This is a genomic window from Paenibacillus sp. KS1, from assembly GCF_001680695.1.
Taxonomy (GTDB): domain Bacteria; phylum Bacillota; class Bacilli; order Paenibacillales; family Paenibacillaceae; genus Paenibacillus_B; species Paenibacillus_B suaedae.
Window position 1 is genome coordinate 16,657 of sequence record NZ_MAIS01000081.1, and the last position, 12,687, is coordinate 29,343.

Consider the following 12,687-nt stretch of genomic DNA (forward strand, 5'->3'; position numbering starts at 1 on the left):
ATACCCCTCCAGCAAAAGCTCTACTACCGTCATTGCTTGGTCGAAGGAATGGCTCTCTTCCGGTTATTGCTTCAAATATGATGTACGATACTGAGAATTATGCTAAAATCATGAACACATAGATTGCGACAACATTAATAGAAAGGCGAGCGTATATGAACCAAGATATTTACATTCGCATGGCAGATGAATCTGATGCGCAGGAGCTGTTGCACATCTACGCTCCCTATGTCACCGATACGGCGATCACCTTCGAGTATACCGTACCAACTGTCCAAGAATTTGCAAGTCGAATTCGGCAGACGCTGCAAAGATACCCCTATCTAGTAATCCTTCAAAACGAGAGAATCGGCGGATATGCATATGCATCTGTCTTTAAAGGCCGTGCTGCGTATGACTGGTCAGTTGAGACAAGCGTATATCTACGGCAGGATTGTCGCGGAGCTGGACTAGGCAAGAAGCTGTATTATGCTTTGGAGGACGACTTAAAGCGGCAGAATGTTATTAACGTGAACGCATGTATCTCTTATCCATGTGAGCCGAATGAATATTTGGACAACGGCAGCGAGAAATTCCACAGCCATCTAGGCTATAAGAAGGTAGCTCATTTCACCAAATGCGCTTACAAATTTGATCAGTGGTACGATATGATCTGGATGGAGAAAATGATAGGCGATCACACAGACAAGCCCGAACCTTTCATCCCGATTACCGAGCTGTAAACGGCGGCAGTCTTAGACTGCCGCTATTTTATTGAGCTATCGTTTCCCGTTAATTCAATAACATCCACAGAGTCTTAGTATGGTAAGAACTAACGAATCACAATAATGGTTGCAATAGAAAGAGTGGATATAATAAGTATAGACTTATCATTAAAGAAATCGACAAAGCTTATGACTGAGACAAAATTCCTTTAACAAACAATGAGACACTGTGCTTGTAGAACTCTTCCTCGGTGACTAGTTGGGTCTGATATTGCCCGTGAATCAACTCGCTCATCTGAAATCCGTAGCACATCGAGAGGAAAGACATAGCGGCAAGACGCTCATCCTGTATGGCTATAACTTTTTTCTTCTGCAGGCGTTCAAAATATTCAACCAGTAAGGAGTGCAGCTTTACCGGCGGATCGGCCAGCACTCTGTCTAATTCGGGAAACATTCCTTTGTCACGGATGCCAATCAAAATGATGTCCGCATTTTTATGGAAAAACAAACGGTACTGCTGGCTTATATTCAGCAGATCGACTTCAGGATTATCGGTCGCGTCCTCTTTTAACAGCTTCTCAAATTGCGGGATATCCGAGTGTCTTTCAATGATGGCTTCCAATACGCCTTGCTTGCTTCCAAATTGCCGGAAAATCGTAGATTCATTGACTTTAGCTTCCGTTGCAATGGCTTTGGTGCTTACTCCCCGATAGCCGTTCTTTTTGATGAGCCGTGTCGCAGCTTCAATGATTCTGTCTGAAGTATGCATTGTATTTCTCCTTTTGCAGATGTTAAACCTATTCTACTACAAGTTTTGCATATGCAGCAGGATCGGGGTTCATCATTTTCATAAACGTTTATTTACAGCAAATCGCTTCTTTGTTCCCAGCGGCTTGGTTCCGTAATCTTGACATGATCAGGCACCAATTGCGTGAGCGTGCCTAATTTATCGAATGTAATCTGGATTCGGTCAGAGGGCAACAACCATTGTTCGGTCTCGATTGCGCAGCAATCCGGTATCGTTCCCATTCCTATTATCGTGCCTGGGAGCGGCGTGAAAACTTTGAGAACCTCCTCCATCACTTTTGCAGGGTGTGCAGAATACTCGGATGTGCTTCCCTTCCAGTGCAGTCTCACCCCGATGCGTACATCCACATCCAGTGCCAGCGGGTTGTCGATTTCATCCGGCGTAACTAGAAATGGCCCTATTCCTTTGCTGCGATCAAAATCTTTGCAGCGCGTCGGTCCGGTCAGCGCCTGGAAATCCGGCCACTGTACGTCGCGGACAGTACTGTCGTTAAAAATAACATAACCTGCAATGCAGTTCCCCTTCCCTGTAACAAAGGCCAGCTCCGGCTCGATATCCAGGTAGGAAGAGTACGAAGGCCAATGAATCGTATCCCCATCGCCAATTAGTGCATTATGATTACACTTATAATAACTGAAAGTTACTTTATTCGGATCTCGCTGGAATTTTTCATCAAATTTCCGTTTAAGTTTTTCTCTTTCCGGCCCTGTGTATTCTCTTTCCAACAGATTTACACCAGCATTTCTTAGATGTCTTGGTGTCAGCCCGAAATCGATAAGCGCAGCCGGATTCGGAACCGGCGGCAGCAGTCTTACTGCTGCAATCGGGCAAATTTCATTTTCATTGAATTGATGCGACTGTTCGATAGCATATTGCATCATTTCCTTAGCGGCATCATAACTTGCCGGCAAATAATGAAGATAGCTATCCATACTTTCAAGACTATCAAAGAATGTTCCCTGCTTATTCATAATTGCGGCAAAAGACACGACAAACTTCTTGTTTATTACAAGCCCAAACAAAGGTTCCTGAGATGTCTTCGTTTGAAAGGTTACTAGCTTCATGTTGCAGCGCCTCCATCCATGTAGTGTGATGTTATTCTGCGATTATCATATAGTATAGAATAAATGCATGCAAGTACTTGCTTGCATTTCTGTTTTCCATTCTCTATTATAAAGACATAGTCAGTATGCCTTACCTCAAAAACATATACGCAAAGGAGAATTCTCATGAAGTATGGACGTATTATCCAAAAACCTCGCGTTAAATTTTTTGAAGTCGCAGATGGAGTCTTTGCCGGTATTTCGCCGTATCGCGGCATCAGTTGGGCCAATGCCGGGTTCATCAACAAGGGTGAAGGGCTGGTGTATGACACGTTCTTTGATTTGTTCCATGCGCGGGAAATGCGGGAGGCTTTTATGGAAGTAAGCAACGGCAGCTCTCCCGCATATGTGGTGAACTCGCACTATAACAGCGACCATGCCTGGGGAAACAAAGTGTTTGAAGATGCTTGCATTATTATGCACAAGGAAGCGTCTAGAGAGCGTCTCACCGAAAATATCGCCTGGATGGACAGCGTCATCAGAAGAGGAAAGGATTCTCCGGAATCGACTTCGGGCGAGCGTTTTTTTGCAGCGGAATTTGAAGGATTCGACCTGGAAGGCGTAGAATGGGTGCTCCCGAATATTGAGATAAAGGACGATATCAACATCCGTCTCGGCGATACGGAAGTTATGATATACAACGTAGCTCCGGCCCACTCTGACAGTGACTTGCTGCTGTGGATGCCAAAAGAAAAAGTGCTGTTCGGCGGCGATGTCGTGTTTAACGGTTGTACGGCATACAGCGAAGAGGGAACCCTCAATTGGGTTAAAGTGCTTGATCGCATTATTGATGAAATGAAACCCGAAATCGTTGTTCCAGGACATGGCGCCATCTGCGGCCTGGACTTCGTGAAGGAGCAGAGAGACTACCTCCTGAACCTGATCAGCGAGTTCAACAAGCATTACAATGACGAAATTGATGCCTTGTCCCTAACCAAGCAAATTGATATTTCCCGCTTCCTTCATTGGATTCAGCCAGAACGCTTGTATGTTACAGTGGACATCCTATTGAAAAGCAAACGAGGGTTACCACCCCTTCCAATTTGGAACGAGGTGCCTGCTAAACTGGAAGACATGAAAGCTTTTTTGGCCGGAAAATATGGAAATCAGATCAAGCCATGGGATCCTATGAGTGTTTGGCAAGAATAGCAATTTAAAGCTAGTCTGCGAAAAACAAAAATCGGCCCTGTCGCAGACGATGCGAACAGCGGCCGTTTTTTTGGATTGTTCCACGGAATTAAAATCGGTGCTTAAGGAGCGATGCCAGTCTATAACTTTATTTTCCTAGTTTATCAAGACCTAACTTTAAGAAAGTCAGATAACATTACTGTTTAATTTCTCTTACCAGTTGCTTCGTGATATGCCTCTTTTAATAGTGGTAACACCTTTCGGAAATTATGAACTATATCTGCATTCGATTTTATGGGTCTGTCAAACCATACATTATAAACTCCCCATCTGTCCTCCTCAGGTTCTATACATACAGAAACAGATACAATATCCTCGACCTGCCAGATTACTCCTGCCCTACTTCCATCTGGCGCTTGAACAAATCCATCTCCTGTCAAGCAACCTACATCATCGTCATAATGAAGATGGTCTGTTATCTCACCATAAATAAAACCGTCAGTTTCTGTTTCTTTAATTAAAGAAAATCCCTCATAAGCACGCTTCTTCATTAATACTCCCCCTTATTGAACTTTGTTTCTCCAGTGAGGATTATCTGTCACTACATATGAGTTAAATAATGAATCAAATTTGTCACCTTCGATAGAAAAAACAGGAATTTGAGGTTCTGAAACAATCGAATTATATAGCGATTGCACTGGGTCTGAAATTGTCCAAAGGGATAATTCAGAAATAATCATATTTTTATATTCCTCAATATTTGGAAAGTCCTCTAATATTTCATCTTTTAAGAATGGTAGAGCCCTTCTCATTTCTGACACTTGTCCATTTCCAGAGAATTTCAATAAATCTCTCCAGAATGGACAAGTGACCATTACAATGATAAAGTCCTCAAACCTTTCACCGACTTTACCTGCTTGTCCCTCGGAACTAACATATATAATTGGTGAATCTTTAATATCTTCGATTAAAGCAAAAATCCCTCCAGATGCATCTTGGGCTAAAACTGTTGCTTGATAATCAATTATGAAGAAATAATCTTTCGTATTTCTACTTGCTTTAATCATTTCAAAATCAAAGTACTCCAAAAGGATATTTTGAATTTCAGCATTTGATACGATTTTTTTATATATGTTATTGGAAATCAAAAAAACACTCCTTTACATTGCTTTTATAAAATATAACATTTTAACTATCCTGCCCGTTACTTCAATGACAAAGCTGACCGCTGCTGCAGTTTGCTCAACTTCACTATCATTACCCATTAGCTTCAATGTAACTTCCATCGTGCCAAACTTTCGCAAAGAGCCTTATAAGCACGCACCGCGATATTAGCATCATCTGCAAGGATGGTGATTGAATCCTCGAGATACGAGACAATTATTCGAAAAATGAATTCTCCATCCCCTTCAATCCAGTAATAAATTTGATAAATCTCTTGTTCTTTACTGGCGTGCTCTCGTACCACTGTAGCATCTATAAATTCATCAACTATTCCCTCAGGAAGAAAAGGTAAATAAGTATGCGAACGCAGAGGCTTCCTGTACCCGTAGATGATTAGTTTATTTTCCAAGTCCCCAACAATTCTATTCGCCATCTTTAAGCTCCCATCTCTATTTGATACTACTGATATTTTCGTTATATCTCTTTTTATTATCATTAAAAATTACTTCTTGTACTCTCACAACCCCCCCCTAACGAAAGCCTTTCTCCTCAATATATTAAATAATTTATACAAAGTGTTAATGCTATTGTTAAGATTTCTATTGAACAAAAAATAGAGGAAAGTAGCTCATATAATGAACTAACTATCCTCTATATACGATACTACAATTAACACGGTATAATACTTTATTTTTCAGTCTACTATTTTCATCGGACAGTAATTAAGCTAAGAAGACGGATACTATTCGAAAAATCCGTATTGCTGTTCGTCGATTTCGAAGTCGTGTTCACCACAAATTCCATATTCAATCATTTATTCTATGATCGTAATAAGCGGCCACTGTTCCTTCCAATTCTTCTTGCTAACCCGTTCCACATAATAGCTGTGATTCGGAAACTGTGGACATCTTCTCACGACGAGCTGAAATAAATCTTCCAGTCCATACGGTGCACAAATATCCAATTGATCGTGTTCGTCCAGACGAGCACCGACAGCCGTCGCCGTTTCTGGCCAGTGATACAGTGCATCCCATGTAGATAAATAAGGTTCCACACCATTATGAGTGTGCATCCTCGCTTGGTTTTTGACCGACCATTTCTCATTGCCCGTCTGCTGGATCAGTGCCTGCTCCAAGCGAAAATCCCGTTCCTCGGATACATCATCGCGATCAAAATACACAACATCAATATCACTATGTCTGCTGCGATTATCGAACCCATGAAGCTTGTCCCATACATAGTTGCGAATGTATCCCGCCGCAATATAGCATTGCGGCAGTTGTAGCTCCTGAACGATACGCAAATCACGCATGAACGCTTCATGCTCACGCAAATATTGTTTCAGCCGTTGCTCTAGCATTCTTTACTAACCCTCATTTCCATTGGAAACTATGATTGCTTCATTCCGACCGTAATCCATCTTCCGTTTTACGATCACCGTTACCCCAGCTTGTGGCCGCAATTCGGGCAGAAATTAGAACCTTCATTCTTCGCTCCACAGTTCGGACAGAAGTTCGGCTTCTGATTTCCCTCCGTAGAAGCAGAAGTAATGGAAGCACTAGCATCGGATGATGCTGCCGATTCGCCTGTTGCCTTCTGGACTTGATTCATATTTTTCATCATTTCATTCGCCATGTTCATTCCCATCATCATGCCTGCCATATCTGAGGCCATTCCCCCACCGCTTACATCACCGGAAGCGATCCCGTCCGTCATCGCAACTTGCTGATACTTCTGCATATCGCCAATCATCTCATAGGATGCCGTCTTCGTAATCATGTCTTGGATTTCTTCTGGGTAATTGAAGCTCATGACCTGGAAGCCAGTGATGGTCATCCCCTGATCCATGACTTCCATATCGAGGTCTTCCTTCATCCCTCTTGCAATATCGAAAGCATTTGCCTGCAAATCGAATAAGTCCTTGCCTTCTCTAGAAATCCATTTCATTAACAATTGATCCAAATTGGACGTAATCCGAAGCTTTACATCTTCGACGAGATAGCTCTCTTTGACTCCGGCAATCTTATCAATCAGGGTAACATAATCATTCACCTTGAAGTTGAACGTGCCGTTCGCACGAATTGGCAAGCCGCCTGGGAGTTTCGGGTGAGGAATCAGGATTGGATTTCGCGTTCCCCATCTGACCGTGAATTCCTTCGTATTGACGAATAATACCTCTACCCGCATTCCGCTGTTGAAGCCGAACTTAAAGCCTTTGAGTGTAGAAAGGAACGGAATGATATCGGAATCAATGCTGTACTCGCCATCATCCTGAAAGATCCCTTCGATTTTGCCATTATCAATGAAGATCGCATCTTGACCCGCGCGGATAATCAGCTTGCTTCCTTTTTTGATCTCTCGATTGCTCCATTTCCAAAAGATCATATCATCGCGGAACTCTTCCCATTCCACCACATTTGCAAATTGATTCTTAAAAAACATATGCTAACCCCCGTCTCTCCCCTAAAATGATCCTCTGCTGCCGCTATGCGAATGACCACCCGAAGTCGTTCCTCCGCCTCCACTGCCTCCACCACCGCTTGAACTGGAGCTGGAGCTGCTGCTATATCTTCTCGTTCTTGTTGTACAGGTACGGATATATTGATCCGAATAATCAACCAAACCTGCCGAGTTCGGATCTTCATACGTCTGAGCATCTACGGTAACCCGTCCGCCGGAACGATATACGAGCAGCGTAACGATTCCGCCTCCAATGACTAAAGCCGCACCTAGTTGAACCCATATATTCAATAAGAGATTGTCAGGATTCACTCCCGGGCGGTAGCCCATGTATTTATGAACCGTCTTCAGATAGGTTAAAAATCCATCCTTGTATTCCTTATCCGTTAAATACGGGGCAATCTTATCTCTGATTTGATCCAATCTATCATCATCGAAATATACCTTCGCCTTATAAAATCCAGCTGCATATATCTCTCTATGTGTCATATCTACCATTAAAATGATAGCGTTGCCATGACGCATTTTATAACCTGGGCCATATTCATCATAGAAGTCTTGAGTCATTCTCTTTACATCGTAAGCAAGTGGATCATTGGTCGTATAAATAATCATATCTGTTTTTCGCTCTTCGCTGTACTGCTTTGCCAGTTCTTGCAGCTCTTCGTATTCTCGCCCAGTCAGCAGCTTTGCCTCATCGAAGATCAGCTGGTTTCCTTTTTTATAACTGGGGTCGCTCCATTTTTTGAACATGCTTGGATTGGAGCTATTCATTGCACCATTTGAACTCTCACTGCTGCTTGAACTGGTGAAGCTAGTCCCGTTTGTAGTGCTGGTGGAGGTGCTCGTAAACGTGCTGCTGGTTGTGCCTGATGTACTACTGCTCGTCGTGGTTGTCGTGCTCGTAAACGTAGTCCCATCGTTCGTGCTGCTGATTGTACTGCTAACGGTACTGTTCTTACCCGAGTCAACTGCTTCCGATCCCGCTGTTACATACTGATAGACGGACTCGATATACCTTTGAAAAGCAGCCTTATAACGGCCTTCCCCATATTCATCAGCGACAATATCGGTTATGCTGCTTAGCCGTTCATCGTCCAAATGATCTGCCGCCTTTTGAAATACATTTATGTAGATTTTCTCATGATTCGTATTCAGAATCAGCACGGCTGCATTACTGACAGAAAAATCTTCATTGGAGTTATTTTTCGCGTATAAATCCTGAAGCACTTCCCAAGTCCCTTGATCTTTATCTGTTAGAATCCCGATGATATTAATCCCTATTTCCGATCCATACCGATTGGCCAGCTCATTCAATTCTTTTACTTCCTTCTTACTGAGTACACCCACGGAATCATCAATTAACTGCTTGTTATTCTTGGCAGCCGCACTGACACTTCCCCTGATCATCTCCATGGGGATGGCGAGCAGCAATGCTGCGAACAGCAGGACGACAGCGATAACGCGATGCCTTCTCATCAGAATTTCCCTCCTATATACAAATAGGACACAAGCTGAAATACGAGGAAGAATATCGCCGATAATCCCGCAAACCATGCGAACACCTTCGACTTGCTGATCGGGGGCTTGCCGACCACCTTGCCCGTCTGTCCATTCATCGCAAACGTATATTCCAGTTTATTATAGTCATAATGCAATACCCAGACCGGAAGCAGAACATAGTCAGCTCGCTGCGTCTCCGTGTGAATATGAACATTGTCATACTTCGCTGACGTATACTCCGTTACGGTTGAATCTATGAATTCAAAAATATACTCTTTTATTTTTTCCTTTACACGCGGCAGCAGCTCTTCCTCGTTATAACTATACGTTTCAGCAACATAACCTGCTAAGTAGGGAGTCTTAAAGTTCTCAAGCTTTTCATAGGGAAAAGGTTCAAGCTTATCCATAAGTTCATCTGTCATCTTTGCCGAAGCATCTACCGGAACTTTTATATAATCCAGGCAAATCTCGCGATAGAAATCATAGTGTGCTGTTTCCGTATAATCGTAATCGCCTGAGCGGTATTTGCTGACCTTCGTGGCGCTGCCATGAACCTCAATTTCATTCTGCAAATCATAGAGCCAGAATGGGACATACATCCCTGTAATTCCTTTAATTCGATTCGCCGACATGAACCCTTTCGGAGTAATGAGTCCCCTTCCACACCATCTTTTGAACTCCATCACTGCTTCTTCCTTGCTAATGGCAAACGGAATAATCTTCACTGGCGCCAAATTCCCAGTCAATCGATCTCCTAATACAACGGCTGATCCACAAAAGCTGCAGCTCGTTGCGCTCGTCTCTGCTTCTGTGATAATGACAGCGCCACAGCTATGGCAGTGATATTCCTCTGCAGCATCTTCCTCTGTGAACACGTATTTGGTCAACGGATCCTGCATGTCTTGAACATTGTCTTCTCTTCCACAGCTATGACAGGTTAACATCTCCGAATACGTGTCATACTCCATCCCGCTACCACAGTTCGAGCATTTATATTCAATAACCGGCAACCTATTCACCCCTAGAGCATAGAAAGTATCTATTTATATGTAGTGCCTATGAATCGAGATTCAATTCTTTTCCTTCTTCAACTGCTCGATCAGCTCGTCCAAATCGTCTTTCTTCTCACCTCGAAGTTCAGCAAGCGCCATCGCTTCGTCGTAAGCGCGGTTCACCTTGTCTTCCATCGCATCGAATGCCGAAGCAGCCTTATCTCCATGTATAGAGCTGCTCGCATTTAATCGTTCCTGTGCTTGGGCCGCTGCAAGCTTTCCCTTAAGTGCTGCACGCCGCGCCTCCAGCTCGCCGATATCAGAGACCAGCTTATCCTGCAGCTGCTTCATTTGAGAAGCATTTGAAGCTGCCATGTCATAAGCGGTTTGCAGCTGCTCCAACTTTTCCGATTGAACTGCCTTTTTCTCTAAAAAAGTACGTGCCCCTGCTTCATTCCCATCTGCCGCTGATTTCTCCGCATATCGCTGCAGTTTTGCGATTTCTGCTTCGCATTCGTCCAATGCTCGTTTGGCTCGCTGCTCTGCTGCAACAACGGAAGCCGTCTCAGCCTTCACTTTGCCGAGATCACTGCTCAACATTCGCATGTAGTCATCAATGATTTTCTCAGGATCTTCTGACTTCTGAAATAGACTATTGATATTGATGGACATGAGTTCCTTGACTCTCGATAAGATTTCGATAATGCTTCCCTCCATTAGAAGAATTTTCATCTCCAATCTATACGTTAATCATACAGCAAATATAGGTAAAAAGGATGGGAAATTCGACATTTTGAACTGCGGATCGATTTCTTGCGACATGTGTAAGTTCACATACCCTGAATTCGATATGGACAGGCAATACGACTGATAAGTTCACAAAAAAAGACCAAGTTTATTAGCTAAACTTGGCCTTTATATCTTTTATGTATTCTCCGCTGGTTACTATTTAGCTAGAGTCACATATATCCTTTTACCTACCGATTTGCTTGTTGGATAGTAAAGCTCTTTACAATGTTATCGAACTCATTCATATCCTCTTTTTTATAACGAGTTTTATCAACGAAGAACATGATCGTTACGAAATCATCATCCTTATGAAGGATCGCTATTTTCCCTATCGATCCATCCGTTTTATAATCCAATACTTTTGCATTCTCACCAGCAATCTTTCGATTTGTTTCATTAGAAACGGTATAACCTATACTACTAAGTTTTTGTTGAAATGCCTTCGTATATTGTTCTAAGTTCGAATTATCTATTGTCTGCAGAAAAATATCAACACCCATGTAATAATTGCTTACCATTTTTCGTTCGTTGGTTTGATATGTTGCACCCCAGTTTCCGTTCACCATAACCTGATAAAAATTATTGGACTCGCTATTGAGCAGATTAAGATATTTCGGCCCACCAATTGTAATCTTATTATCCTTCTTATTAAATTCTAATTTAGAAGTAAGCCCGAAATAATCCGTCATCGACTTCACTGGTAAATATAAAGTTCCCTCATGCATCAGTGCCTTTACATTACTGACTTCTTGTCCATTTAGATCTACCTTCACAGAGGGATACAATAGAGCTTTTACTTCTTTGTAGTTCGAAGCTGCAAATCCACTTGCTGTCCCTATAATGAATACACCCACAAAAGCCGATATGATAACACTCTTTTTCATCTGACACACCCCAATTATTGATAAGTTTTTTCATAAAACAATTTCAAATTCGTTTTTTTCACTTGGCACGGTACTGAACGCACGGAAATACATCGACATGTATACTATTATCTCTTGCATAATTAAAGATTTCCATGTATTTTTTGGGAAATATTTTAGTTTTTAATCTATCATTTCCCTACAAACAAATCGAAAATAACAAACAAAAAATACACGCCAGCATATAGGATCTGATTCCTATCTAATAACGTGCATTTCTCAATGAGGCTCCGTAGATTATGTTCTCTTCTCATTGAATATGCTCAAGGTATCTTCGTACAACTGTTGATCAATACCAAACTTTGCAGTAACCCATTCTCCCGCTCTTCAGGAGTTAGACGTGACGAAAGAAAATAAAGTTATAGACTAAAAAATAAAGTGTCAGACTAGGCAAATAAAGTTCTAGACTGTGAAAATAAAGTATTTTCTTAGTGCTTAGGCTAAGATAAGTCCCCTGTTTAAGCACTACATGCTACCCGCGTACGTTTTTTAATAAGTAATTGGAAATGGAATATAATGAGGAGGGCGTAGCCCAAGCGAAGGCGCGGGAGCGTCCTTTTTATTGAACTAACTGGCAGTTTTCTTGAGCAAGTTGTTGACTAAGATGACGGGAAAGAGTAATATTTAACCAATATCCGTAAATCAATGATGGAACAAAAGTAAATCATTAAACTCTTCACAGGAAAGGGTTTCATGACTGAGAAAACCCTAGAGTACTGATTGAAAATGCCAGTTCCAGAGTATGGCTAATACCCATCGGTTTGACCCGTTATAGTCAATTAAGGTGGCTGTGTGAAAATACAGCAACCTGGGTGGTACCGCGATTAATATCGTCCCAGAGCATTTTGCTTTGGGGCGTTTTTTATTTTGGGAGGAGTCTATATGATATTAGAAAAAGTTATAAATAGAATTGTAATACAAAGTGAATATAAGGATTTTGTTGATAAGTATATAGATAATATACTTACCGAATTTAAAGGTAAGATTCATAGCATTTATATGTGTGGCTCGATTCCAAAAGGAACTGCTAAACCTTTTAAGTCAGATGCAGACTTTACTATTGTATGTGTAAATCCCACCAAAGGGTAGCGTCAAGAATTTTGTGTAAATGAA

The 12,687-nt window shown here is 42.0% G+C and carries 13 protein-coding genes, 1 pseudogene and 1 other annotated feature; of the genes and pseudogenes, 3 read left to right on the plus strand and 11 right to left on the minus strand.

Going from position 1 to position 12,687, the window contains the following annotated elements; genetic code table 11:
• The first annotated feature begins 155 nt into the window (after window positions 1–155).
• On the plus strand, window positions 156–722 hold the full coding sequence (locus BBG47_RS21890) for a GNAT family N-acetyltransferase (protein ID WP_065293494.1): 567 nt from the start codon (window positions 156–158) through the stop codon (window positions 720–722).
• A 169-nt stretch (window positions 723–891) separates the two neighbouring features.
• Here BBG47_RS21890 and BBG47_RS21895 read toward each other — a convergent pair whose 3' ends face one another.
• Window positions 892–1,473 (minus strand): TetR/AcrR family transcriptional regulator, encoded by a 582-nt coding sequence (locus BBG47_RS21895; RefSeq protein ID WP_065293495.1) that lies wholly within the window; start codon window positions 1,471–1,473, stop codon window positions 892–894.
• A gap of 92 nt (window positions 1,474–1,565) precedes the next feature.
• Complete coding sequence (locus BBG47_RS21900; protein WP_065293496.1) at window positions 1,566–2,576, minus strand: fumarylacetoacetate hydrolase family protein; 1,011 nt, start codon at window positions 2,574–2,576, stop codon at window positions 1,566–1,568.
• Window positions 2,577–2,741: 165 nt separating this feature from the next.
• On the opposite strand from BBG47_RS21900, the gene BBG47_RS21905 reads away from it, so the two are divergent.
• Window positions 2,742–3,764 (plus strand): MBL fold metallo-hydrolase, encoded by a 1,023-nt coding sequence (locus BBG47_RS21905; protein WP_065293497.1) that lies wholly within the window; start codon window positions 2,742–2,744, stop codon window positions 3,762–3,764.
• Window positions 3,765–3,946: 182 nt separating this feature from the next.
• Here the strand turns inward: BBG47_RS21905 and BBG47_RS21910 are convergent, their stop codons facing one another.
• From BBG47_RS21910 to BBG47_RS21950, 9 genes are all read right to left on the minus strand, one after another.
• Window positions 3,947–4,294: a 3-deoxy-8-phosphooctulonate synthase gene (locus BBG47_RS21910; RefSeq protein WP_065293498.1), complete on the minus strand. Its 348-nt coding sequence runs from the start codon at window positions 4,292–4,294 to the stop codon at window positions 3,947–3,949.
• A gap of 12 nt (window positions 4,295–4,306) precedes the next feature.
• Window positions 4,307–4,891, minus strand: a complete 585-nt coding sequence (locus tag BBG47_RS21915; RefSeq protein WP_065293499.1) for a hypothetical protein — start codon at window positions 4,889–4,891, stop codon at window positions 4,307–4,309.
• 122 nt (window positions 4,892–5,013) lie between these two features.
• The gene (locus tag BBG47_RS21920; RefSeq protein ID WP_065293506.1) at window positions 5,014–5,340 is read right to left on the minus strand and encodes a hypothetical protein; all 327 of its coding nucleotides are present in this window, start codon (window positions 5,338–5,340) and stop codon (window positions 5,014–5,016) included.
• 381 nt (window positions 5,341–5,721) lie between these two features.
• Window positions 5,722–6,267, minus strand: a complete 546-nt coding sequence (locus BBG47_RS21925) for a nucleotidyltransferase family protein (protein WP_065293500.1) — start codon at window positions 6,265–6,267, stop codon at window positions 5,722–5,724.
• An 80-nt stretch (window positions 6,268–6,347) separates the two neighbouring features.
• A complete protein-coding gene (locus BBG47_RS21930) occupies window positions 6,348–7,349 on the minus strand; it encodes an SPFH domain-containing protein (protein ID WP_065293501.1) in 1,002 nt (333 codons plus the stop codon).
• Window positions 7,350–7,370: 21 nt separating this feature from the next.
• Window positions 7,371–8,846 (minus strand): TPM domain-containing protein, encoded by a 1,476-nt coding sequence (locus BBG47_RS21935; RefSeq protein WP_065293502.1) that lies wholly within the window; start codon window positions 8,844–8,846, stop codon window positions 7,371–7,373.
• Window positions 8,846–9,880 carry a TFIIB-type zinc ribbon-containing protein gene (locus BBG47_RS21940; RefSeq protein ID WP_065293503.1) on the minus strand — a complete coding sequence of 345 codons (1,035 nt, stop codon included), beginning with the start codon at window positions 9,878–9,880 and terminating at the stop codon, window positions 8,846–8,848. The genes BBG47_RS21935 and BBG47_RS21940 overlap by 1 nt, the downstream gene beginning before the upstream one ends.
• A gap of 60 nt (window positions 9,881–9,940) precedes the next feature.
• Complete coding sequence (locus BBG47_RS21945) at window positions 9,941–10,564, minus strand: PspA/IM30 family protein (protein WP_065293507.1); 624 nt, start codon at window positions 10,562–10,564, stop codon at window positions 9,941–9,943.
• Window positions 10,565–10,839: 275 nt separating this feature from the next.
• Window positions 10,840–11,535, minus strand: coding sequence for a hypothetical protein (locus BBG47_RS21950; RefSeq protein WP_065293504.1), 696 nt, complete (start codon window positions 11,533–11,535; stop codon window positions 10,840–10,842).
• 675 nt (window positions 11,536–12,210) lie between these two features.
• Window positions 12,211–12,415, plus strand: a binding site (T-box leader).
• Between the two features lie 41 nt (window positions 12,416–12,456).
• On the opposite strand from BBG47_RS21950, the pseudogene BBG47_RS21955 reads away from it, so the two are divergent.
• A pseudogene (locus BBG47_RS21955) lies at window positions 12,457–12,651 on the plus strand (nucleotidyltransferase); the annotation flags it as partial.
• Window positions 12,652–12,687 lie beyond the last annotated feature (36 nt).